General features: G+C 38.5%; 22 protein-coding genes. 8 read left to right on the top strand and 14 right to left on the bottom strand.

Annotated elements, in window-relative coordinates:
• The first annotated feature begins 123 nt into the window (after positions 1-123).
• Positions 124-1,236, top strand: a complete 1,113-nt coding sequence (gene yfkAB, locus MKZ14_RS13115) for a radical SAM/CxCxxxxC motif protein YfkAB (protein ID WP_339280055.1) — start codon at positions 124-126, stop codon at positions 1,234-1,236.
• Between the two features lie 582 nt (positions 1,237-1,818).
• Here yfkAB and MKZ14_RS13120 read toward each other — a convergent pair.
• Positions 1,819-2,814 (bottom strand): LLM class flavin-dependent oxidoreductase, encoded by a 996-nt coding sequence (locus tag MKZ14_RS13120; protein WP_036077325.1) that lies wholly within the window; start codon positions 2,812-2,814, stop codon positions 1,819-1,821.
• 74 nt (positions 2,815-2,888) lie between these two features.
• A complete protein-coding gene (locus MKZ14_RS13125) occupies positions 2,889-3,314 on the bottom strand; it encodes a hypothetical protein (protein ID WP_036077327.1) in 426 nt (141 codons plus the stop codon).
• Between the two features lie 215 nt (positions 3,315-3,529).
• Here MKZ14_RS13125 and MKZ14_RS13130 point away from each other — a divergent pair, with 215 nt between their 5' ends.
• From MKZ14_RS13130 to MKZ14_RS13150, 5 genes are all read left to right on the top strand, one after another.
• A complete protein-coding gene (locus tag MKZ14_RS13130; RefSeq protein WP_016994669.1) occupies positions 3,530-4,297 on the top strand; it encodes a TSUP family transporter in 768 nt (255 codons plus the stop codon).
• A gap of 154 nt (positions 4,298-4,451) precedes the next feature.
• Positions 4,452-4,970 (top strand): sigma-70 family RNA polymerase sigma factor, encoded by a 519-nt coding sequence (locus tag MKZ14_RS13135; protein ID WP_004230723.1) that lies wholly within the window; start codon positions 4,452-4,454, stop codon positions 4,968-4,970.
• The gene (locus tag MKZ14_RS13140; RefSeq protein ID WP_036077330.1) at positions 4,963-5,853 is read left to right on the top strand and encodes an RsiV family protein; all 891 of its coding nucleotides are present in this window, start codon (positions 4,963-4,965) and stop codon (positions 5,851-5,853) included. The genes MKZ14_RS13135 and MKZ14_RS13140 overlap by 8 nt, the downstream gene beginning before the upstream one ends.
• Before the next feature lie 148 nt (positions 5,854-6,001).
• Positions 6,002-7,126 carry a spore germination protein gene (locus MKZ14_RS13145; protein WP_258860805.1) on the top strand — a complete coding sequence of 375 codons (1,125 nt, stop codon included), beginning with the start codon at positions 6,002-6,004 and terminating at the stop codon, positions 7,124-7,126.
• On the top strand, positions 7,126-8,601 hold the full coding sequence (locus tag MKZ14_RS13150) for a spore germination protein (protein WP_339280058.1): 1,476 nt from the start codon (positions 7,126-7,128) through the stop codon (positions 8,599-8,601). The genes MKZ14_RS13145 and MKZ14_RS13150 overlap by 1 nt, the downstream gene beginning before the upstream one ends.
• A 39-nt stretch (positions 8,602-8,640) precedes the next feature.
• Here the strand turns inward: MKZ14_RS13150 and MKZ14_RS13155 are convergent, their stop codons facing one another.
• A complete protein-coding gene (locus MKZ14_RS13155; protein ID WP_339280059.1) occupies positions 8,641-9,060 on the bottom strand; it encodes an SRPBCC domain-containing protein in 420 nt (139 codons plus the stop codon).
• 296 nt (positions 9,061-9,356) lie between these two features.
• Entirely contained in the window at positions 9,357-11,117 is a 1,761-nt protein-coding gene (locus tag MKZ14_RS13160; protein ID WP_339280061.1) for an ABC transporter ATP-binding protein, read from the bottom strand.
• A gap of 416 nt (positions 11,118-11,533) precedes the next feature.
• Here MKZ14_RS13160 and MKZ14_RS13165 point away from each other — a divergent pair, with 416 nt between their 5' ends.
• Both MKZ14_RS13165 and MKZ14_RS13170 read left to right on the top strand, forming a co-directional pair.
• Positions 11,534-12,295, top strand: a complete 762-nt coding sequence (locus MKZ14_RS13165; RefSeq protein ID WP_016994674.1) for a TerC family protein — start codon at positions 11,534-11,536, stop codon at positions 12,293-12,295.
• Between the two features lie 199 nt (positions 12,296-12,494).
• Positions 12,495-13,004 (top strand): ferritin, encoded by a 510-nt coding sequence (locus MKZ14_RS13170; protein ID WP_048392396.1) that lies wholly within the window; start codon positions 12,495-12,497, stop codon positions 13,002-13,004.
• A gap of 119 nt (positions 13,005-13,123) precedes the next feature.
• Here MKZ14_RS13170 and MKZ14_RS13175 read toward each other — a convergent pair whose 3' ends face one another.
• The 10 genes from MKZ14_RS13175 to leuB all read right to left on the bottom strand — a co-directional run bounded on the left by MKZ14_RS13175 (position 13,124) and on the right by leuB (position 25,651).
• A complete protein-coding gene (locus MKZ14_RS13175) occupies positions 13,124-14,296 on the bottom strand; it encodes an iron-containing alcohol dehydrogenase (RefSeq protein ID WP_054550470.1) in 1,173 nt (390 codons plus the stop codon).
• A 17-nt stretch (positions 14,297-14,313) separates the two neighbouring features.
• Positions 14,314-15,159 carry an N-acyl homoserine lactonase family protein gene (locus MKZ14_RS13180; RefSeq protein ID WP_115673339.1) on the bottom strand — a complete coding sequence of 282 codons (846 nt, stop codon included), beginning with the start codon at positions 15,157-15,159 and terminating at the stop codon, positions 14,314-14,316.
• A gap of 20 nt (positions 15,160-15,179) precedes the next feature.
• Complete coding sequence (locus tag MKZ14_RS13185) at positions 15,180-16,601, bottom strand: aldehyde dehydrogenase family protein (protein WP_339280064.1); 1,422 nt, start codon at positions 16,599-16,601, stop codon at positions 15,180-15,182.
• A gap of 100 nt (positions 16,602-16,701) precedes the next feature.
• Positions 16,702-17,703, bottom strand: coding sequence for a LacI family DNA-binding transcriptional regulator (locus tag MKZ14_RS13190; protein ID WP_231595618.1), 1,002 nt, complete (start codon positions 17,701-17,703; stop codon positions 16,702-16,704).
• A gap of 72 nt (positions 17,704-17,775) precedes the next feature.
• A complete protein-coding gene (locus tag MKZ14_RS13195; protein WP_054550473.1) occupies positions 17,776-18,996 on the bottom strand; it encodes an RtcB family protein in 1,221 nt (406 codons plus the stop codon).
• 104 nt (positions 18,997-19,100) lie between these two features.
• On the bottom strand, positions 19,101-20,951 hold the full coding sequence (locus MKZ14_RS13200) for a dynamin family protein (protein ID WP_339280067.1): 1,851 nt from the start codon (positions 20,949-20,951) through the stop codon (positions 19,101-19,103).
• Positions 20,952-21,207: 256 nt separating this feature from the next.
• Positions 21,208-22,092, bottom strand: coding sequence for a ribokinase (rbsK, locus tag MKZ14_RS13205; RefSeq protein WP_259950797.1), 885 nt, complete (start codon positions 22,090-22,092; stop codon positions 21,208-21,210).
• Positions 22,093-22,500: 408 nt separating this feature from the next.
• Positions 22,501-23,091, bottom strand: coding sequence for a 3-isopropylmalate dehydratase small subunit (gene leuD / locus MKZ14_RS13210; protein ID WP_339280069.1), 591 nt, complete (start codon positions 23,089-23,091; stop codon positions 22,501-22,503).
• Positions 23,092-23,123: 32 nt separating this feature from the next.
• A complete protein-coding gene (leuC, locus tag MKZ14_RS13215) occupies positions 23,124-24,533 on the bottom strand; it encodes a 3-isopropylmalate dehydratase large subunit (RefSeq protein ID WP_339280070.1) in 1,410 nt (469 codons plus the stop codon).
• A gap of 17 nt (positions 24,534-24,550) precedes the next feature.
• On the bottom strand, positions 24,551-25,651 hold the full coding sequence (leuB, locus tag MKZ14_RS13220) for a 3-isopropylmalate dehydrogenase (RefSeq protein WP_004231422.1): 1,101 nt from the start codon (positions 25,649-25,651) through the stop codon (positions 24,551-24,553).
• Between the last annotated feature and the right edge of the window lie 27 nt (positions 25,652-25,678).

Here is a 25,678-nt window from a genome sequence, read left to right on the forward strand (position 1 = left end):
GGAACTTTCTATATTGGCAAAAAATGTTCGTCTAGCCCTAAAATAGCCCGTTCTGTAATTTCATATTTGAAATTATCGGTGAATATGAGACAATAGATTGCTAGAAAGGAAGATGTACGAAAGATGACGACCTTACAAAAAATAACACCTGTCTTTGATCCTTGGGAAGCTTATTTAGATGTGGAACAGCATGGACAAATGACACTATCAAATATTGAATTTACAACAACAACACTTTGTAATATGCGCTGTGCCCACTGTGCGGTAGGCTATACATTACAAAATAAAGACCCAGAGTCATTACCAATCGAATTAATTTTAAAGCGCCTAGAAGAAATTCCACATCTTAAAACGATTTCGATTACTGGTGGCGAACCGATGATGTCTAAGAAGTCCGTTCAAAACTATGTATTGCCTTTATTGAAATATGCACATGAACGAGGCGTGCGTACACAAATCAATTCCAACTTAACATTAGAGCCTGAACGTTATTTACTGATTGCACCGTATTTAGATGTCCTACATATCTCACATAACTGGGGTACGATCGATGAATTCGTTGAAACAGGCTTTGCTATGATGGAGCGAAAACCGACTTATGAACAGCGTGCAGCCTTATTCCAACGCATGATTGATAACTCAAAAATGCTAGCTGAACACGGCGTTATGGTATCTGCGGAAACTATGTTAAACAAAAAAACTTTACCATACTTAGAACATATCCATAACCAAATCATCCATGAGATGAAATGTGCACGCCATGAGGTGCACCCAATGTACCCATCCGACTTTGCAAGTGCACTCACTTCTTTATCACTAGAGGAAACACGTGAGGCCATTCATCACCTGTTAGATATTCGTGATGACAATACATGGATGTTGTTTGGTACACTCCCATTCTACCCATGTAGCCTGAATGAAGAGGATCAAAAGCTGTTACAACGTCTCCGCACAGCGAAGAATGTCACAATGCGTAATGACCCAGACGGTCGTTCACGATTGAATATCAATATCTTTACAGGTGATGTGATCGTTACCGACTTTGGTGATACACCAGCCCTCGGCAATATTGTACATGACGAACTACCATTGATTTTTGATAAATGGATGGCAACCGACTTGGCAAAATCGCTTAACTGCCATTGTCCCGCAGTCAAATGCTTAGGCCCAAATGTCCTTGTAAAAAATATGTATTATCAAAACACCGCTTTTGTGAGTGGCTCTGCTCGCGTATAGGTTAATGAGAGAAACACCATGTTGAACAACATGGTGTTTCTTTTTACATATGGAGCTATAAATCGTAGGTTATCCGTATACCTGGTCTTTAATGCATCGTATATAATTGTTCGATCGTAAGTGAGGAATCCGCCTCTTGATTTTTCTTGTCTGCGGAAATAATTATTTTCCCTTCATAAATCAATCCACCTGTACATAAATCAACGATAGACAACCACTGTCCATCGCAAACACCATATCATTATGATAAAAAAAATTTTTTTGTTCACAAGATGTATAAAAAATAATAGTCGAGCTATACTATTAAAGATTTCACTTCAAATCCAATGACTAGGAGGGTTAACCCGATGAGTGCGATTGATCGATAACTCAGAAGGACCATCAAAACTGAATAAGCTAAAGTACAGATTTCTTAGGAATATCCTTAAGATCCTATGCGGAAGCGAGGCAGTGTGTCATGGAGCAAAAAATGTAAGTGGTAATCAGACCCGGAAATTAATTTCCGGGTTTTTCTCATTGTAAAGCCACTATTCGAATAAATACACAAAAGCCATATTCAAATGATGAATATGGCTTTTCCTCTTATCGAATTAATTCCTTTGCCAGGAATCTATAGGTATTTAAACGACTTTCTAATTCATATTGATTGCAATTTAGCATCACTTCATCAAAGCCATAGCGTTCTTGCTCAGCGCTTAAAAAAGAAGCAATGTCTTGTGGTGTTCCGACAAGATTCGCCTTGCGATTATTGTCAATCGTCAATTTATCCATTTCAGTTAATGGATAATCCTTCGCTTCTTCGGGTGACATTGTTTGAATGATTTGCCCCTTCATTAATTGAAGACGAGAAATATCAATCGGTTTAGCTAAATATTCCGCTTCTTCTAAGGTTGGGGCAACTGTTGCTGCATAGGTCACAATGATCTGTGGTTTATCCATATAATAAGAAGGCGTAAAATAGGCTTTATAGGCATCAAAGATATCCTTTGACATATTGCCCGTGAAAAATTGTGCATATGAATAGCCTACTCCCAGCTGACCAGCCTGCATTGCACTCTGACCACTAGAACCTAGTAACCAAGCCTCTGGTAATGAAATATGAGCAGGCGCTGCAACGACTTGATCATAGACATGTTCACCTGTTTTTTGATTATTCATTAGCTTTAATATGATTTCTAGCTTATCATACTGTTCTGTGAAGCGTTGTCGTCTTCCCTCTGCCAAGGCATAGATAGCGGCATGATCACCACCAGGAGCTCTCCCCACACCAAAATCAATACGATTGGGTGCCAGCCCCGATAATGTTTTAAAGACCTCTGCTAGCTTATAGGGTGAATAATGCATCATCATGACGCCACCCGTACCAATGCGAAGCCGCTGTGTTTTAGCAGCTAAAAAAGCAGCAGTTACTTCTGGAGCTGAACTCGCCAATGACTGACTATTATGGTGTTCAGCAAGCCACATACGGTGATAGCCAAGCTCTTCACCTAGCAATGCCAGCTGTTCTGTACGTTGAAAAGCCTCTTCTGCAGAATGACCTTTTGGAATCGGCATTTGATCTAAAATACTTAATCTCATGTAAAACATCCTCTCTGTCTCTAGCTCCCCCTTTTACTGTAATACAGTTTGGATGATTTACAAAATAAAAAACCTTACTCATAAGCTAGTTGTTTCTTTTCCCATGTGTGATAGACCATACCAACAAGCTTTTGTTGTTGCTGCTGGTTTAAGACTACATCTTTAAATTTCATTGCCTCTAGGGAAAATTGCTGCGTTTGTTCGTTCACGACAAATTGGAGAATAGCATGTCCTTTTTCGTCTTGAAACGTAATATCACCTGATAATTCTACAACTTGCTCCCCAGTTTTTGCTTCATAATAGCGCCAGTAAGGTTCAAAAAAAGCGTAATTAAACGCATTTCGAACTGTGACATCTGAAAAATTCTCCAAATAGCCTTCCTTTACGGTATCAATATACTCATGATCTGTTATATCTTTTTTTGCATTAAAGACATACCCTACAAGTACTCCCATAAACACAACACAGAGAAATACACGTATATGATTTCCTAAACTCATGTCATCACGTCCCCTTTACGTAAAAACATCATCACCTACATAATACATCAAAATAATGACTCCAAGTAGAATTATTTTGAATTATGCAGAAATTATCGTCATTTAGCATTGGATCACTTCATTTATTTCTATTAAAAAATAGCAGCTAGAGTATTTACAGCCTATTCTCAGTTCGCTACTATCAGATTATTATGATAGAAAAGAGATGACCTTTTGTGCCTTTTGATTTAGATATAAATATTTTATTAATTTTAATCCTCTTCGGTTTTTTAGCAGCCTTTATTGATTCAGTGGTTGGAGGAGGCGGGCTTATCTCATTACCAGCTCTTATGTTCGTTGGTCTTCCACCCTCTGCTGCAGTAGCAACCAATAAATTGGCAGGTACAATGGGTTCCCTTACTAGCACAGTGACTTTTTATCGCTCTGGTAAACTAGATATTAAAGCCGTCTATAAGCTTTTCCCCTTCGTCTTTTTGGGCTCTATGCTGGGTGCTTGGATTGTACACCTAATGGATCCAAGTGTACTAAAGCCATTAATGCTGATTATGCTTGCAGCCGTTGCCATCTATACCATCTTCAAAAAAGACTGGGGCAGTATGACCACCTATAAACAATTAACGCCAAAGCGTTCTATTATTTTTGTTTTCGTGATTACACTTATTGGCTTCTATGATGGCTTTTTAGGTCCTGGGACAGGCTCGTTTCTACTCTTTGCTTTTCTCATAGTTGGCTTTGATTTTTTACAAGCAGCAGGAAACGCCAAATTTTTAAATTTCGGCAGTAATGTAGCTGCCCTCCTTATGTTTATATACTTAGGACAAATCAATTATGCCTATGGACTACCAATGGGTCTTGCGCAAATTGCAGGAGCTATTGTTGGTTCAAAATTTGCCATTAAACGCGGCAGTGGCTATGTACGTAAATTATTTATCGTTGTGACCATTCTATTACTCTTGAAAAATACATATGACTATTTTTCATGATCAGTCGTTATACTAACGTATGCCAATACTATAGAAGGATCAAACTTATCTCAAATGGGGTAAGTTTTTTTCATGGCATCAACTTTTTCCCTCTCCTCGAACGTCTAGTAAATGTATACAATTTGATAATGTTAATAAAGGAGCTTCTTTGGACATGAGAACAAGAAATGCATTTCAACATGAAGAGGTGTTTGTCCAATTCATTCGAGAACAAAAAGAGCGTTTTTATTTGCTCGCGTATAGCTATACAAAAAATGAACAGGACGCACTAGATGTTGTACAAGACAGTATCCAAAAAGCCATGCTTTCATTAGATCGACTTGAAAATGTGACCTATATGAAAAGCTGGTTTTATAAAATAGTTGTCCGTACAGCCATAGATTTTTTACGTAAGCATAAACGCTTACAAGTGACAGATGATGATACATTACAATATTTGACGCCTGCTCAAGAGGATGTTTATGAGAACGTTGACTTGGAGCATGCGTTGGATGAACTCCCGCAAATGTATCGAGAGGTTGTCATTCTCCATTATTTCGAGGATTTAAAACTCGCTGACGTGGCGAACATCCTCGACATTAAGTTGAGTACAGCCAAATCGCGTCTTTATAAAGCATTAAAACTATTGAAAATACAATTGGAAGATGTGAAGGGAGAAACTGCACATGGATAAAAAATTGCAGGAGTTAGAAAAACAATATATGAAAGTCCCGATTCCAAAAGAGCTAGACTTCGTGGTTGAAAGAGCACTTAAGCAAGGTCGAAAAAAGAAAAAAAATCGGACACCTCAATGGGTCCTTGGATCTGCCGCTGCAGCCATGCTATTTACTGCTGGTTTAAATGTAAGCCCTGCAATGGCACGCACACTTTCAGAAATTCCCGTGGTTGGTAGTGTGATAAAAGTATTGACTTGGACAGAATATGAAGTGGCAGAAGATAATTATGATGCCAATATTAAAGTACCTTCTATTGAAAACTTAGAAAATCAAGATTTGGCGAATACATTAAATGAAAAGTATCGTGCAGAAGGTAAAACACTTTACGATGAATTTATGGCAGAAGTGGGCGATTTAAAATTAAATGGCGGTGGTCATTTAGGTATTGATAGTGGCTACGAAATTAAAACCGATAATGAACAAATTTTATCGATTGGTCGTTATGTAGTGAATACCGTTGCTTCTTCTTCAACGGTGATGGAATACGATACGATCGATAAAGAAAACGAAATTTTAATTACTTTACCAATGCTCTTTAAAGATCAGCACTATGTTGAAACAATTAGTGAAAATATTAAAGAACAAATGCGTACACAAATAGCTGAATCGAATCAGGATAAGGTTTACTGGGTGAAGGGTGCTGGCCTTGCCGATGAAGAATTAATGGAGGAATTTACAGCCATTAAACCCGATCAGCAATTCTACATTTCTGATAAAGGCAAGCTTGTGATTTCCTTTGATAAATATGAAGTAGCACCTGGCTATATGGGCGTTGTAGAGTTTGAAATCCCAACAGATGTCTTAAAAGAAGACCTTGTTAGCACAAAATATATTCATTAATTTAGCTTACTTTTCCTATGATGAGGTATTGGATGATGGTGTCATCTAATACCTCGTTTTTTCATGAAACCATACCATTTTCTGCTTATAAAGCCGACTTTTTTTGTCAAAGCTAATATGTATCAATCAATGTTAGAGGGTTTTCAACATGAAAAGTGTAGGATCAATCAGTATTTTACATGTCATCTTCCTATCAATGACTGTTATTGGCTTGAAAAATCATGTAACCATTATTCCTCCACTACTAGATGTGGCCAAAAGAGATGGCTGGCTATCGGTATTATTTGCTGGAGGAATTGTTTTCTTTTGGCTATTTTTATTAGTATATATTCAATCAAAATCGAATCAGGAGCCCATCCGAGATTGGCTTGAATCAAAAATCGGGAAAATTGGCTCTACTATTGTTATTTATACAATTGCTATTTTTTTAATGATTATCGCTGCTTTTACAATGGTTGAAACATTGCAATGGGTTAATACTACATTTTTACCGCAAACCCCTGTGATCATCTTACTATTTATCTACACTATTCTGTGTATTCTTCTTGTGACGACTAGCTTACAGACGCTCGTCATTTTAAACGTTTTTGTATTATTCGGAGTAGTTATCTTTGGCTTTTTCGTTGCCTTTACGAACATGCAGGTGAAAGATTATGAATTATTACGTCCATTTTTTGAACACGGATTCCAGCCTATATTGCGAGGCATGATTTTCCCTGCGTCCGGTTTTATTGAGCTTTTAATGTTGCTATTTTTACAGCATCAATTTAAGGAACGTATTCGCTGGTACCACTTTGCTATTATGCTGGCCATTTTAATAGGACTGACATTAGGCCCATTAATTGGGGCCATTACAGAATTTGGACCGAATGAAGCGGCTAAGCAACGCTATCCTGCCTACGAAGAATGGGGATTAGTGACAATCGGTCGCTATATCGAGCATCTTGACTTTTTCTCCATTTATCAATGGCTGACAGGAACCTTTATTCGTGTTAGTTTCCTTTTGTACATTGTGGCCGATTTATTGAAGATGACAGGAAATCCGAAGCGTATATGGCAAATGCTTGCTCCACCTTTCTTTATTCTTTGTTTACCATTAATCATGCTAAATGAAAGCCTATTTTTAAAAGTTAAAGGACATTATATTCTTGCAGCCACTTTTATTTTTTTCTTTTTACTCTCAATATTTTTCGTAGTCGTAGCTTTCTTGTCGGATAAATCTTCTAAAAAGGGGAAAACTGAAAAACAAGATAGGAAAAGTGGTGAATCATAATGCCTCAGCAAGAACAGGCGCTAGATCTTAGTACGCTCAGAAAATTATTTCAAAAATCGGCAGATATTCAATTTCAGGAATATATGTTTAATCAGCAGAAAGTACACTTTATTACGTGTGATGCTATGATTGATCAACAAATGCTTAATGAAGTGATTATTCAACGTATTCAGTATTTATATGATCATTTGGATGAGGTCCCCTTTGAAGAGAATATCGCAAGGCATCTTCATATTCCAAGTATGCAAAAAGTACAAGACAAGGAACAGCTGATAACTTTTGTCTATAGTGGCTTCTTGTTGTTGTATTTTGATGAAGACAATCTTTTATATGCAAGCAATATTGCCCAAAAGCCGAATCGCAAGCCTGAAGAAACGCGCATGGAGGTTCTTGTTAAAGGGCCCAGAGATAATTTCATTGAAGATATTCGCATCAATATCGCACTATTAAGAAAACGCTTGCCGACCAATTCATTTTGTGTGGAAAAAGTAGAGCTTGGGAAACGATCAAAAACCACCGTAGCCATTCTTTATTTTGAGGATATTGTGGATATGGATATTTTACATGGCATCAAAAAGCAGCTTGCTGCCGTTGATACAGACATTGTTTTTAGTGGCGATTTATTGATGGAACGGGTGAATAAAAATTCCAAGCTTTTTCCGAAGTTTGATTATACAGGACGACCTGATTATGCGGTTCAGGCCTTAGCAAGAGGACGTTTTATTATTTTTGTAGATGGCGTCGCCTATGCCATCGTTACCCCTGTAAATTTGTTTCTCTTACTGAAATCAGCTGAGGATAATGAATATCCTATTATTTTCAGTTCACTCGAACGTTTATTGAGGATATTCGGTATTTTAATTGGATTACTACTCCCTGCATTCTGGCTTGCCCTAACAACCTATCATCAAAATCAATTACCGCTTCAACTACTCGCAACCGTTGTGCAAGCGAAGGTGGGCTTACCGCTCCCTTCTTCGCTTGAAATGTTGCTCATGTTACTGATGTTTGAATTGTTTCGTGAAGCCGGTTTGCGTCTACCCTCCGTTATTGGTGGGACCATCAGTGTTGTAGGCGGATTAATTATCGGTGATGCAGCCATTCGAGCAGGTGTAACGAGCCCTGAAATGATCGTTGTCATCGCTATTTCTACGATTGCCTCCTTTACATTGGTGAATCAGTCACTTGTTACTTCAGTCAGCATATTACGTGTTGCCTTTATCTTTGCTAGTGCCTTTTTCGGTTTGTTCGGTTTCTTTGTTTCTTTATATTTGACACTGCTTTACTTAAGTAATATTCGAATTTATGGCTACTCTTACATGAACCTGGCAACAGATCTAAATTGGGCAACCATTAAAAAATCGATCTTTCGATTATCACCTAAGGGCTATACAGAACGTAATAAAGCACTTGCTCCACAGGATTATACACGAACATCAAAGGGGCATGAAAATAAGGATTCCCAAAATAAATAGCATCCCTTCAAAACTGAAAGGGGTGCTATTTTTGTCCGTTCAAATATTTTGTGCCCTTTCTTTAATAGCATCCAGTACCCTTTCCCAATGACCTTTCATTTCTTCTCGTACTGTCTGATCAGAAAGTTGTTCTTGATGAAAGCTAATGGTCGTTTTATTACGTTCTTTTGGTAAAATACAGATTTGTACGGTAGATGGTTTTGACCACTCTTCCTTTTGCCAAGTCAATCGAAGCTGCTCTAACGGTTTAACAATCCTGATTTCGCCTGTCCCTGTCTTTGAATGGTATTTGTGCCCAGGTTCAAATATAACTGAAGTGCCTTCCCCCAGCCATGTACGTACCCCTTCTGTTGTCGTAATCAATGCCCATGCTTGCTCCTGCGAAATGGGTAACGTCCTTCTAACCCCTACTTGAAAGCCCACATTTTTCGTTTGACCGATGATTTTTTCGTTATCCATTGCTTCACCTCTATTTATGACCTTTATAGTGAACTGTAGTTCTATTCGATAAACTTGCTAAACATTCCTTCTATGTATTCATAAATGAATGTTCAATTTTCCCTATCCATGCCATAATGAATAATTTGATCTGGTACCCTTTGAATATTCGTTGGCATGAGCATTCAATCGTCCCCTCTTTCTACGTAACCTTTAATATGCATGTTAGTGTGCTTTGGCTACAATATGAGTACAGTAAGTAAGGGAAACAACTAAAAAAAGGGAAATTGTTTAAAAACAATCTCCCTTTTCTTTATTTACGTCAATTCCACAAAATCTTTCTGAACGCTTTGTTCTGATTGTCCCTTGCGAAATTGAATATGATGAAGCTTTGCAAAAATCCCATTTTGAGCCACTAGCTCATCATAGGTACCATCCTCTTCAATGCCCTTTGGTGTCACAACTAATACACGATCAGCATTGCGAATAGTTGCCAAGCGATGGGCAATAACTAGCGTTGTACGATTTTCAGCAAGCTCTGTTAATGATTGCTGAATAATCATTTCTGTTTCTGTATCTAAGGCAGAGGTTGCCTCGTCTAAAATCAAGATCGGCGGGTTCTTTAGGAACATACGCGCAATCGCTAGTCGTTGCTTTTGGCCTCCTGATAATTTTAAGCCACGTTCACCTATTTGTGTATCATAGCCCTCGGGCAGCTCTGCAATAAATGCCTCTAGATGGGCTTTTTTCGCTGCCTCTTGAATTTCCGCTTCACTTGCATCTAATTTTCCATAGGCAATGTTTTCACGAATCGTACCTGTAAATAAAAAGACGTCCTGCTGTACGATACCAATTTGAGCACGTAATGACGCTTGTGTCATATTCCGTATATCGATACCATCAATCGTAATAGCGCCTTTTGTCACCTCATAAAAACGAGGAATCAATGAGCAGATTGTTGTTTTACCAGCACCCGAAGGCCCTACAAAGGCAATAGTTTGGCCAGCTTTTACATCAAAGGATATATCATGTAAAACCTGCTTGGATGCATCATAATTAAAATGAACATGATTGAAGGCAATATTTCCATCTAAATGTTTAATAGCCTTGGCATCCTCACGATCTTGAATTTCTGGCTCCTGTTCAATTAATTCACGGAAGCGCTTAAAGCCAGCCATTCCTTTCGGATAAAGCTCTAATAAAGCACTAATTTTATCAATTGGTTTAATCAGAACATTCGTATAGAGCACAAAGCTTACAAGCTCCCCATAAGATAGCTTTCCATTAAAGCTTAACCAAGCACCGACAACAAGCACAACTAGTGTTAAAAGACGCGTCATCATGTAGATACTGGAGTGTGTCCCTGCCATAATTTTATAGGCATATAATTTTGCCGCACGGAAAAATCCATTTTGTTCTTTAAATCGGCTAATTTCAAAAGCTTCATTAGTAAAGGATTTTACAACTCGTACACCAGATACACTATCCTCCACACGCCCATTGACATCAGCAATTTTGCCATACATCGTTTTCCAAGCATTGTTCATTTTTATATTACTAAATGTCACAAGCCATGTTAAAAATGGCACCATAATCGCTGCAATCAAGGCGAGTGTTGGATTGACATTAAACATAATGGCAAAGGCCCCAACAAAGGTCATGATCGCAATAAAGAGATCCTCTGGTCCATGATGGGCAAACTCACCTATATCAAACAAATCATTAGTAATGCGACTCATAATATGACCTGTTTTCGTATTATCAAAGAATCGGAATGATTGCCTTTGTACATGCGTAAATAATTCTTGACGCATATCCGTTTCGATATTTATGCCTAGTTTATGTCCTAAATAGTTAACGATAAAGTTCAATAATGTACTAATGGCATAAACAAGCAGTAATAGGACACTTATTTTCACGATCATGCCCCAATCCCCTGTTGGCAATAGCTCATCGATAAACCATTGAACAGCCAATGGAAACGCAAGCTCTAAGATTGCTACAATAATGGCACTCGAAAAATCGATGACAAACAATCGTTTATGTGGCTTGTAGTAGGAAAAAAATTTTCTATACATGTTTGTCTCCTCTCTAAGTTGTAAAAATTTTGCCTATCTTTTAATAGTACCATTTGTGCAAACGTAACGGAAAAGTATTTTTTCTCCATAGCAGTATATTTTTATTTACTTTTAAAATGTTGCATGTTACTATGTTAGTAAGAATTGAATAGCTTTTGACTTTATTGTCAAAGGGGAGTAGCTAGCAGATGCGATCGATGCATCTGATTTCACATTCGTCATTACATGGTATATTACCATCGGGTGTGATGGCATTTCTTGTCACACAGAAACCTTTCTGTGCAACGAACAGTTAATTGCTTAGCAAGACCTTTGCCTATTTTTTAGGCAGGGGTCTTTTTCTTTTGCTTAAAATAGGGAAAGAATAAGTTAGCAAGCCATTCATTTCTGTTCAACAATTAAAGGAGGCAATAAATTTGGAGGCAATATTTTTAGAATACGCATGGGTACTTGTCGTATTAATTGTACTAGAAGGTTTGTTAGCAGCAGACAACGCCGTCGTAATGGCTGTTATGGTTAAGCATTTACCAAAGGCACAACAACAAAAAGCTTTATTGTATGGATTGGTGGGGGCGTTTGTTTTCCGTTTTGCCGCATTATTCCTTATTACAACGCTCGTTAATTTCTGGCAGATTCAAGCAATAGGTGCAGCTTATCTACTGTTTATGTCTATTAAGCATATTTATGATTCGCGGAAAGCATCTCAAAACTCCGAAGAAATTCAAGAGCCGAAAAAACAATCTGGCTTCTGGATGACGGTTGTAAAAGTAGAACTTGCTGATATCGCATTTGCTGTGGATTCTATTCTTGCGGCGGTTGCCATTGCTGTCACACTTCCACATATCGGTGATTTTGATATTGGCGGTATTAACGCAGGTCAGTTCGCAGTGATGTTCTTAGGTGGTATTATTGGTGTCATCATGATGCGTTTCGCAGCTCGTTGGTTTGTAAAGGTTCTCGACAAATTCCCATCACTTGAAACAGCTGCTTTCCTAATTGTCGGCTGGGTTGGTGTAAAATTAGCTGTATTAACATTAGCACATGAAAAATTGGGTGTGATTCCACACGAATTCCCCCACTCCACTCTTTGGAAAGCTATTTTCTGGATTGTCTTAATTGCTATCGCATTAGGTGGCTACCTAATCGGTGTCAAAAATCAAAAGAAACAAGAACAATAATAATGAAAAATCGCTTCGATTACGATCGGGGCGATTTTTTTATTTTCTTAAAAATATAAAAGAAGGTATTTTCTAATTGAGAACGAATATCAATTATTTTTTGCATGAATTGCTTTAAAAATTAAATTTTTTGTATGTTACTGCCTCTACGCTGTATACTAGTAAAGAAGTCATTTACTGCAAAAGGAGGAAAACTTTTATGTTATCTGAAAAACTACACACAGCTCTTAATGAACAAATGAATTTTGAATTCTACTCTGCGCATGCCTATATGGCAATGGCAGCCTATTGCACAGATCAAGATTATGATGGCTTCGCTAACTTCTTTTTAGTACAAGCAGAAGAAGAACGCTTCCATGCCATGAAATTTTATAATTTCTTAAGTGATATGGGCTACCGCGCAACAATTCAAGGTTTTGAAAGCCCAGGCAATCATTTCGAATCCATTTTAGATGCCTTTAAAACGGCTCTATCACACGAAAAAGAAGTAACACGCCGTATTTACAATTTATCAGACATTGCTTTAGATGAACGTGAGCATGCGACAATGGCCTTCTTAAAATGGTTTATCGACGAGCAAGTAGAAGAAGAATCTACATTTGATACATTAATTCGTAAAATCGAGCGTATCGAAACTGACTCAAACGCAATCTTTATGCTAGATGCAGAATTGGCTACACGTACATTTACACCAGATACAGAAGCATAATATTTCTTATAAAAAATCTGCCATTAAGGCAGATTTTTTTAGGTATCTATCTTGCTTGTGGGATTTTCAAAAGATGCAATAAAAGAGAAACGTTGAAAAATCAACGTTTCTCAGGTTCTTTATGGTTCCCTTACCACTCCATCAAAGGCAGCTTGATAGATTTGATAGATATCTTCACGCTTTAATGGCATTGGACTTCGCGCTAAAATACGCGTTTGTTTTGTAGCATCCTCTGTTAGCTGTTCAAGTGCTGATGCAGGGATATTGAATCCTTGTAATGTTGAGGGAATTTTCACATCTTGAACGAGTTGTTGTAAGGCATCAACACATTTATAGGAAGCCTCTTCTTGCGATAAATAGGATGATGATATTCCCATGGCATCTAAAATATCTTTCATTCGTTTTTCACAGCTTTGACGAATATACCCCATGACATATGGTAATAGTACTGCATTGGAATCACCATGAGCTATATGGAACTGACCTCCCAGGGGATAGGCTAAAGCATGGACGCCTGCTACACCGGCATTGAAAAAGGCTAATCCTGCTAAATAGCTGCCATAACTCATATCTGTGCGCGCTTGCTTGTCTTGTCCATTATGGACAGCTGTTCGGATTGACTGGCTAATTAATCGGATAGCTTGTAGTGCAAGTGCATCCGTTACTGCATTCGCATTTACTGATACGTAGGCTTCTATCGCATGAGTTAACGCGTCTACCCCAGTCGCCGCTGTCACCTTCGATGGTAAGGAAATCGTTAAGGCAGGATCTACAATCGCTACATCCGCTAATAAATAATCATGTGTCACAACATCCTTGGTTGTATCCAGTGATAGCACAGAAATATTTGTTACCTCCGAGCCTGTCCCAGAAGTGGTAGGAATTAAGATTTTAGGTAACCCTTTATTATCTAATGTTTTCGTTCCTGTTAGGTTTAAATAATCTGCAACTTTTCCATCATGTTTTGCTAATACGGCGGCAAGCTTTGCTAAATCCAGTGCACTGCCCCCACCTACACCAATCACCAAATCAAATGGATGCTTTCTCGTAAAATCAACCAGTTTTTCGCCAATTGCAAGCGGAGGCTCTGGTGCAATATCCGTATAAATGGTTGTTGTATAGCCTTTCTCAATCAAAGGCTTTTCAACATTGTCCGTTAGACCTATTTCTTTTAATAATGGATCTGTCACGATCAAAATATTGTGAGCGTTAAACTTCTTTACCTCTAGCAGAAGCTGACTCAAACAGCCCCAGCCAGTATAGCTAGCAGGCGTAAAGGTTAATTTATGCATGGCTTCTCTACTCCTATCTATTCATAATAGCCTTCCGTTGATTTCCTAAATGATTTAAATTGAATAGGATCATGGCCAAACCATACCTGTGAATTTGTTTCATTTGCTAGTCTTCGAATCCGTTCCACTGTTGTATTATAACCTACAGAATCGTAGATAATGCCTGGTGGCTTGACAGGAGGCCCAAAGCTTTCTGCCGTATAAATGGCATCTGAAGCTAAAATAATACCACCTGTGTCAGGCATTTGAATATGCAAACCTAGCATTCCCCAAGCATGACCACTACCAAAATTTAATACTTGTATCCCTTCAGCTAGTTTTACATGATCCTCGCCACGTTTGATTAAGCGCCATTGTAGATTGTTTTTAATCCACATATCAATGTCACCCCAAACATAGGCACCGTCTTTCACGTTTCTAGCATATGTTTGTAATGTGCCATTAAACTCATCTTCCTGTACAATAATTGTGGCATTTGTAAAGAGTTCTAAGCACCCTGCATGGTCGAGATGCAAATGGGAAGCAACAACATATTTGATATCCTCTGGACGAACATTTAATTCTTCTAGACGATGATGTAAATAGCATTCTTCTGGCATATTAATAGGAAATGCTTTTTGCGTAAATTCACCCCATCGCCCTTCTGGACCCATCGAGTTTGGATTGCATGCTGTATCAAATAGAATTTTGCCTTCTGGATGATCAATCAATACTGTATAAACAGGGAATTCAACAAATTCATTTGGCTGGTTTGGATGATCGATGGTTGCGGGATTGTGCATCGCAATCATATAATTTTTATCCATTCGCATCGTACCATTGTCCATCACATACAATTTTGGATGTTGTTTAATCATTTTCATTTTCCCATCTCCATTCGTGATTATTGGTTATTCCAAATTACTAGCTTCATTTCCGTCATTTCTTCTAACGCATATTTAATGCCTTCACGGCCTGTGCCGCTTTCCTTTACACCACCATATGGCATGTGATCTACTCGATAAGTAGGTACATCATTAATGATGACTCCACCAACGTGCAATGCTTTTGTAGCCTGAAAAGCTGTCTGAATAGAAGGAGTGAAGATGCCTGCCTGTAGGCCATAGTGAGAATCATTGATAGCCGCTATCCCTTCATCAATGGTGGATACCGTATTAACGATAACAACAGGTGCAAAAATTTCTTCACAGGATACACGACTCTGTGGTTGAACATTATATAAAACAGTAGGCAATAAAATATGATTGTCAATGTGACCACCTGTAATTACTTGTGCCCCTTCAGCTACTGCCTCTTCAATCCATTGATAAGCACGCTGTTGTTCAGCTTGTGAAATCATCATAGCAAGATCTGTTTGATTATCCATTGGATCACCAATTGTAAGCTGCTCTATTTTTTCCTTCAGCCGTATTAAAAATTCCTCCACCATACTTTCCATGACATAGATACGTTGTAAAGAAATACAGACTTGACCTTGGTTGGAAAAGGCCCCCATCACAACGCGATCCATAATACGCTCTAGCTGTACCCCTTCATCGATAATTACGCCTGCATTGGAACCTAATTCTAAAGTTACTTTCTTCAAGCCTGCACGATTGCGTAGAGAAATCCCTACCGCTGGACTTCCTGTAAACGTTATCATCTTAACATTTGGATGTGCTAAAAATGCATCGCCTACTAATTTACCTTGTCCAGTTACAAGATTAAAGGCACCTGCTGGTAAATTTGTTTGCGCCAATAATTTTGCCAAAAAATGAGCGGATAATGCTGTTTGTGTGGCAGGTTTCAATACAATCGTATTGCCTGCAGCTAATGCAGGTCCAACTTTGTGTGCTACTAGATTTTGCGGAAAGTTAAATGGTGTAATCGCAGCCACAACACCGATTGGCTCTCTTAATGTATAAGCAAAGCGCCCCTCTCCATTTTTTGATGCATCCATTGGAACCATTTCACCAGTAAGTCGCTTTGCTTCTTCTGCCGCAAATTTATAGGTTTCAACTGTGCGATCAATTTCAGCGTAAGCATACTTTAACGGTTTGGCTGATTCCATTGCAATGATACTTGCTGCTTCATCTCTATTTTCTGCAAAAAGGGTGGATAACTGCTCTAATATCTCTGCTCGTTGAAAAGCAGTTAATGCAGCCATTTGAGGAGCTGCAGCATGCGCACTTTCAATGGCCTCCTGTACATCTTTTTCAGTGGCCATCGCAAAGTGTGCCAATACCTCTTGTGAATAGGGAGCATGGATCTCCATCCATTCAGCAGTCATCTTCCATTCTCCATTAATCCATAAGCCCTTTTTCAATCGTAATTCACTCCTTTCTTTTTATGGTTACGTATTCATTTCAGAAAATAAAGAAATGAATACGTAACCATTTTGGTGTAAAAAATAAACTGATGGTCTATCAGTTTATTTTACACGTTGTATTTCTTGGGAAAATCTTAACAGACTCTGTTTGTCTAATGCAAGTACTTTTTTTCTCCATTACCTCAAATAATTTTTCGATAGCAATAAAACCTAAGTTCTCTTCTGATGTTAAACCTACTGTTGTTAAGGCAATAGAGTGATGTTTACTAAGCTCTACATTATCAATACCAATGATATTAAAATCTCTCGGAACCTGAAAACCTCTCTCTAAACAAAGATTCAATATTTCAATGGCAATGGCATCCGTAGCAGCACAAATAGCTGTTGGTCTTTTTTCGAGTTGTAAAAGCTCTGCAAACGCACGTTCAATATCCATTTTATTGGTGTTCGTTAAAAAAGTAGGCACTAATTTTGCATCTAGCCCATAATCCTGTAAAGCTTGTTCAAATCCCAGATAGCGTCCATAGAAGGTACTCATTTGATGTGGACCCCCTATCCAACATAAAGAGTCATGCCCTAATGATAGGACATGCTTGGTCGCAAGGTAACCTGCTTGAACATTATCAATTTCTACAAAATGTCTATTCTCTTTATGCTTACGGTTAAACATAATAAATGGAATAGCTAGTTTTTCTAGTTTATAAAATAAATCATCTTGATACAACATAGAAGACAATATAATTGCGTCTGCTTTCGTTTCTAAAACTGCATTGTAGATTGAATTAAGATTATCCTCTGTGCCAAAATAGACATTAACTTTATAGCCACGTGCATTAACATAATTCACGATGGCTGTAGTTGTATCAACAAAAAAAGGGTTGTGTAAGGGCCCCGAAATCAATGTAATAATACCTGTTTTTTTCTGAACAAGCGATCTTGCTATATCATTTGGCACATAGTTTAGTTCCTCTATCGCCTGCATTACTTTTTCAATTGTTTTTGGCTTTACAAGCTCTGGTGTATTCAATACTCTAGATACAGTTGTTTGTGAGACACCAGCATGCTTCGCCACATCTTTTGAAGATACCAAAAAAACCACCCATTTCATCATTGTGAAGCTATATTATATCATCTATAGAATACTGATTATAGTGATGATTCCTTCTCTACCTTAACGCTTTCGCTCATATGGCTTTGCAGCTTCACTCGCTTTAAAGTTATAAACAGGTTTAATAACTTTGACAATATCTACAGTTTCCCTAATCGCAGAAGTAATTTCTGTCATCGGCTTATAGGCCATTGGTGCCTCATCCAATGTTTCTTCATTGACTGATGTTGTCCAAATCCCCTGCATCGTATCTTTAAAATCGGCCATATTCAAAGCTTTTTTCGCTGCGCGTCGTGAAAACATGCGTCCTGCTCCATGGGGGGCTGAATAATTCCATTCCGCATTGCCTTTCCCTATACAAATCAGAGATCCATCCCGCATATTCATTGGAATAACTAGCTTTTCATCTTTATTTGCACGAACAGCCCCTTTGCGAAGCGTCATCGTTTCTGTATCGATATAGTTATGAATCGTATCAAACGTATCTGTAAAATGCCAATCCATCTGTTTAGCAATGGTTTCTGCAATGGTCCAACGATTCATCCGTGCAAATTGCTGTGCAATCTTCATATCATGGATATAATCATGGAAAGCTTCCCCCTCTAAATATGACAAGTCTTTCGGAACGAACGGTGTTTGTTCTTTATAGGCTTGTATCATGGATTGAATCTCTTGTTGTCGTCCTTGCTGTTTCATTGCCTCTATTTTTTCTGTCAAATCTTCTCGACGTAAATTTTCATAAGCTCTTTTTTGATGCCAATTAGCAACCTTTGCCCCTACATAGCGTGACCCCGTATGGATGAGCAAATAGTGCTGATCATCTTCATCTTTGGCAAGTTCAATAAAATGGTTGCCTCCCCCAAGTGTACCTAATGACAAGTTCGTATAGTCGTCTTTCAAGCCGCTTGCTCGAAATTGTTTACCTTCAAACTCTACAAAATGTCGGCTTGGCGATACTTCTTTATGAATATCCTGCCCACTTGGTACATATGTGCGAATGATGGCATCGAGTTGAGCAAAATCAACTGTTGTTACGTCAAGTTGTGCTACAAATACACCACACCCCACATCAATGCCGACAAGATTGGGTACAACACGGTCTTGCAATTGGATGGTCGTGCCAATGACACATCCTTTACCCGCATGATAATCTGGCATAATACGTACTTTAGTGCCTGCCATAAAAGCCTGGTCTGTTAATTCTTGAATCTGATCAACAGCTGTTTGTAATGCTGTTTGCGCAAAGATTTTTGCATTCGTGAAGCGTCCATTTATTTCAATCAAGTGTATCCCTCCTTACTACTTATACGTAAAACTGGAATGATTTGTTTCATATCATAAAGAAAACGTTCTAAAAGCATGCTACTTTTAGAACGTTTGGTGAAAACCTAATCTTCATATTGTACAACTAATTTTTTAGGTATTTCGGGTATATCATTTGATTTTACATCTTCTTCCCTTAAGTCAAGCATTTGCAGGGGATATTTTTCTTGCACCTCAAAAGGTATTGCAATACTTTCCATTTTATTATTCATTTGACTTCTTGCGAGTAAGCCATTGTTTGATAAATCAATGGCTAAAATAGCCTGCACAGATTCCTCAAGCATGGCAATATCCTTCGATTTCAACGGCATTTGCTCATTCATTAAAAATGGTTGAAGATGCTCTTTTATATAACCCTGTGCTTCGATTAAGCAAGAAAATTCATTTAATTTTTCAGCATAGCGCTTTAACTGACGCTTATCTTTTGCACGCTGTTGATTTAGTTTCTGTACCTTTTGTTCAATACGGCTCATGCGTACTTTCACTAAATCAATCAAAAAAGGCTGTGTATCTCGAATCGCCTGTAGCATTGAAACCTCTGCTTGTTGTACCTTGGCATATTGGGCGACACAAACCTCTTGCTGCTCATTGAGTTTTTGAACACGCTCTTTGAAAAATTCATTTTGCGTATGTTGGCCAAAGAAAGCTTTCATAAGACCTTTACCATGAATTTTTTTATGTTGTGCATCTAAACGCTCATATTCGCGTAAATACTCACTGTGCATGTTGCGGTATTCACGCAACATTTGTTGATAGTGCACAGCAATTTCAGTAAATTCTTCCACCTTGGAATCGTGTAAATAATCATGTTGCGCTATCGTTTGTAATAGCTGATACAGTGTTTGAACCTGTTTAAACGTGTTCGCTACCTGTTCATATTCTTGCTCATATTCTTTGACAATTGCTAAGTCACGTTGATAGCGAGAATATTCATATTGGGTATCGCCTGCATATTTTTCAATATTCTCTACAGCAGATTGAAATGGATCTCGTTGTGGAATTACAGTTAATTCGAAGCGGAATCGTTCAAGCCATTGTAAGAAGCGAATTAGGATGGCATATGTTTTTTTATCACTATTTTCAGCCACACGATGAATGTGAGCAATTAATTGATCATACTGACTTTTTTGCCAAAGCTCATGACTGTCTGTTTGTTTGGCTACTAGTGCATTAATTGCTGAAATCCCTATAAAATCACTCATCAAATGACCAATACGTTGTTGTTCAGAGTCCATAAATGCTGTGGCATGTTCCTCATCATCGATGCCGTTGATGACACATAAAGGTTCAACACCTTTATTTTTTAACGTTTCAATCAAGAGAAGTTCAGCATCCATTGCCATTGAACCAGCGCGTAACACCCAGAAAATTTCATCAACACGGTTCATAAGCGCCTCTGAAAAATAAGCCATTTCTCCTCCGCCTGCTTCTAATGACACAGAATCAATTATTGTCACGGATTTTAATAAATCATTTTTCAAATAGACTTCTAGATAATCTAAGTGTTCACGTAAAATCTGGGAAGCAAACGTATCGCCAGTTGTTAGTAGCTCTAATTTACTGAGATCAAATACAGCGACAACACCATCTAAAAAATAAGCTTTAATCTCTTCTTGCTCGCCGTAGCGTATAAACGTATTTACACTTGTTGGATGCTGATCATCTACCGATAATATTTCGCGTCCTAGAAGTCCATTCACAAGTGTTGTTTTGCCCACCCGCTCTTTTCCAACTATTAAAATCATCGTCTGGTTATTGGCATCTTGAATGATTCGATTTAAATGTTTTGCTGTATCTTTCACATATGTATTTTGGACGATGATGCCATACAAGTGTCGTAGTTGGTCAACAAATTGCGGCAAAATATTATTCGCTGAGGTTGTATTTTTGATTGGCGTATTGTCAATGTTCGTCATCCTCAAAACCTCTTTTCGTATGTATCTATAAGACCATTATAAATGAAACTATGGCTTTTCTAATACATGGATTGATGAAAAGAGGACAATATACTTATACGTTTATACGACAAATAGGAATTCATCCTTACACCTATTTCCTGTCTGCTTCATATATGATTGCTACACAGACTAAAGGGAATAGTCCCAGCTATGAGTTTAGAAGTATTAGGCTTGGAGATTTCTCTCCAAGGTTGCTGAATATCTGACCTTTGTCCTATCCCTCCAAACCAGCCATACGTGCATAAACAGCTCCAAGTAATGGCATTCCACCTTGGGCACCTAGTTTCTCTACAGATAAGGAAGCAGCGATATTAGCAAAATATACAGCCTCATCCAACGATTGCCCTTCTACTAAAGCATAGGCTAAAGCACCATTAAAGGTATCACCTGCGCCCGTTGTATCCACGACTGTTGTCATATAACCTGGAACATGAATTGGATAGGAGCCATCGAAATAACGTGCACCATCACTTCCTAGCGTCACGATTAATTTATTAGGATATTTTTCTAAAACTTGTTCCACTGGCTCGTTAAAAATTTCAGCACATTCTGTCTCGTTAGGTGTTAAATAGGTAATATCGTCCATCCACTGCACATCAAAATTGGCTGCTGGAGCAGGGTTTAACAGTATCGGAACATCCGCTTCTTTACATAAATGAATGGCATGGGCTGTCGTCTCTTTAGGGATTTCAAGCTGTATAATTACCAAGTGACTTTTTTGTATCAACTCTTTTGAAGCTTCAAGATGGGATATGCTTAGATCATAATTAGCTCCAGGTACGACAACAATTCGATTATCGTTATTGTAAATAAGTATATTAGCAATGCCTGTAGGAGCAGTGGTGCTTTTTACAATGGCGTTTGTCTGAATCTGCTCTTGCTGTAAAGCAGCATGTAATGTCTCACCAAAATGATCATTCCCTAAACAGCCAACCATCGCCACCTCACTGCCAAGACGAGCTGCGGCAACTGCTTGATTAGCCCCTTTTCCTCCTGGAACTGTTTGAAACGAGTTACCTAGAATGGTTTCCCCCTGCTTTGGAAAAGCATTCATTTGTACAACTAAATCCATATTTAAACTTCCTATAACTGTAATCATAGAATTCCACCTTTCATCTTTTGATCAAACAAAAAACAACTGAAATGAGTAGTATCATTTCAGTAGCTTAACAATATAAAAATTCGTATAAACTAAAAACCTATCGACTGTTTTAGGGATGCCCTAAATTCTTTCACTTACTGTAAATCGATACGAGCTTCTTTTACTCGTTAAATGAAAACGATCTAGTCACTCAGGCTATCTTCCTGTTATGCGAAGCAATGCTTCAGATGACGCTTTCAAAAACTGGCTGGATTTGTCCTTTAATATACAAATATTATTATAATGATAACATAGTGCCACCTTCGCATTTGATGTTTCCTTTATTATAAATAATTTCATATAGGAAATGCACTACAAACACAAAAAAACTGAAGACAACATAAAACTTGTCTTCAGTCATATCAATTAATAGGCTACTCGCTTCGCCTCATATGCGGCAATGTGGTCCTCATATTTAAAGGTTAAGGCGATTTCATCCCAGCCATTCAGTAACGTTTCTTTATAGTATGGGTCAATTGTAAAATGATAGACTGTACCATCTTCCCCTGTTACGGTTTGCTCTGCAAGATTTACTTCCATACTATAGGGCTTTGCTAAGCCTTTTGCTAAAATAGCATCACATTCCGATTCTGTTAGCTTAATCGGTAAGATACCGTTTTTGAAGCAGTTATTATGGAAAATATCTGCAAAAGAAGGTGCAATCACAACGTTAAAACCGTAATCTAAAATTGCCCATGGTGCATGTTCACGAGAGGAGCCACAGCCGAAATTATCTTGCGCCACTAGAATTTTAGATTCTTTAAATTCATGTTTATTTAATACAAAGTCAGCTATTTCATTCCCTTGTGCATCGAAACGCCAATGGTAAAATAAAAACTGTCCAAAACCTGTACGCTCAATACGTTTTAGAAATTCTTTTGAAATAATTTGATCGGTATCAACATTTTTTCGATCAAGTGGTGTGATGACACTCTTTACGATATTAATTGGTTCCATTTTTCAATCATCCCTTCCCAGTAAAGCAAGACTTACACTGTTTCCTTCACAAATTCACGTACATCGACGAAGTGACCTGCAATCGCAGCGGCTGCTGCCATTGGTGGTGACACTAAATGTGTACGAGCTCCAGCGCCCTGACGTCCTTCAAAGTTGCGGTTTGAGGTAGAGGCACAGCGTTCTCCAGCTGGTACGACGTCATCATTCATCGCAAGACACATCGAGCAACCAGACTCTCGCCATTCAAAGCCTGCATCCATAAATATTTTATCTAAACCTTCTGCCTCTGCTTGTTTTTTCGTTGTATATGAGCCTGGGACAACGATGGCTGTGACCTTGTCATGCACCTTACGCCCTTTGATGACATCAGCAGCTGCACGCAAATCACTAATGCGTGAGTTTGTGCAGGAGCCAATGAAGACATGCTGGATGTCAATGGATGTTAATGGCTGACCTTCCTCTAAGCCCATATAGGCAAGTGCTTTTTGAAGTGCCGCCTTGTCAGATTCATCCTCATAATCTGCTTGTGTTGGAACATGCCCAGAAACACCCGTACCCATCGATGGGTTTGTTCCCCACGTAATGATTGGTTCAATTTCTTCAGCTTTTATAATACGAACCGTATCGTACGTTGCATCCTCGTCTGAAGCAAGACTTAACCAATAAGCGGCTGCTTCTTCAAATTTTTCTCCCTGCGGTGCATATTTGCGCCCACGAATATAATCGACTGTTGTTTGGTCAGGTGAGATAAGCCCTGCTTTTGCGCCTGCCTCAATGGACATATTACAAATCGTCATCCGTTCTTCCATAGATAGTTTGTGGATAGCCTCTCCAGTAAATTCCACAATATGTCCTGTACCAACACCAATACCGAACTTGGCAATGATGGCTAAAATAATATCCTTTGCTGCTACCCCAACTGGTAGCTCCCCTTCAACACGAATCTCCATTGTTTTTGGCTTATTTTGCCATAACGTTTGCGTTGATAATACATGCTCCACCTCTGATGTACCAATACCAAATGCAATGGCACCAAAGGCCCCGTGAGTCGATGTATGAGAATCACCACAAACAATGGTTTTACCAGGCTGTGTTAATCCAAGCTCTGGTCCAATAACATGGACAATCCCTTGGTCAGGGTGACCCATGCCTGCTAACTCAACGCCAAATTCCTCAGCATTTTTAGCTAATGTTTCGATTTGATTGCGTGCAATGGGATCATGGATAGTTGGTAAATTTTTTGTCGGTACATTATGATCCATTGTCGCAAAGCTTAAATCAGGACGACGCACTTTACGTCCGTTCATGCGTAATCCTTCAAAAGCTTGCGGAGATGTTACTTCATGAATTAAATGAAGATCAATATATAACAGGTCCGGTTTGCCCTCTTCCTGATAAACAACATGTTTATCCCAAATCTTTTCAATTATATTTTTACCCATTGTCTTCACCTGTTTCTTTAAATATATGTTGTCATAATACTTTGTGATACAAAGCTAGTATCAATTTCGTTAATTACCTTATCTGTCCATTCATTCGTCGATAAAATGCGACTGCCGTCACGAGCAAGATCGGCTGTAAAGTAGCCATCATCAAATACTGCACTTACAGCGCGTTCTATTTCTGCCGCTTCTTCTTTTAAGCCGAATGAATATTGCAGCATCATCGCTACGGATAAAATGGTTGCAGCAGGATTTGCTACACCTTGCCCTGCAATTTCTGGTGCTGAGCCATGTACTGGTTCATATAAGCCAAAATTATCACCACGAATAGATGCGGATGGTAAAACACCAAGAGAACCAGTAATAACAGATGCTTCATCACTTAAAATATCACCAAACATATTCTCAGTAACGACTACATCATAGTGTCCGGGATTTGTAATAAGTTTCATTGCGACAGAGTCTACTAGGTTATGTTCTACGATTACATCTGGATACTCTTTTTTCTTTGCTTCTACAACTTCACGCCATAAGCGACTTGTTTCAAGCACATTCGCCTTGTCAACAGAGCATAACTTGCCCCCACGTAAACGTGCTAACTCAAAGGCATTTTCAACGATACGCTCCACCTCTGCTTTAGAGTAAACGGTTGTATCAATTGCGCCATTTTCAGTACGCATACGTGGTTCCCCGAAGTATACGCCGCCTGTTAGTTCACGTACAATCATTAAATCAACGTTCTCAGCCACTTCACGCTTTAATGGTGAAGCATCTAGTAAACTCGGGAACGCCTTTACTGGACGTAGATTAGCAAATAAATCGAAGTGTTTCCGAATTCGCAGTAACCCTTTTTCTGGGCGTAATTCAGGAGGGTTTTGATCCCACTTTGGACCACCTACAGCTCCTAATAAAATCGCATCACTATTTTCACACATCTCGATTGTTTCATCCGGTAAAGGATTATTGTGCTGGTCGATTGCAGCACCACCAATTGTTGCATATCCTAAATGAAATGTATGATTAAATCGTTTACCAATCACCTGTAATACACGTACAGCAGAAGCAACAACCTCTGGCCCAATTCCATCACCGGGAAGTACTGTAATTTTTCTCTCCATCGTCAAAACACCTTTCTTTGTATAGCG

The organism is Lysinibacillus sp. FSL P2-0066, assembly GCF_037969495.1.
GTDB lineage: Bacteria > Bacillota > Bacilli > Bacillales_A > Planococcaceae > Lysinibacillus > Lysinibacillus boronitolerans.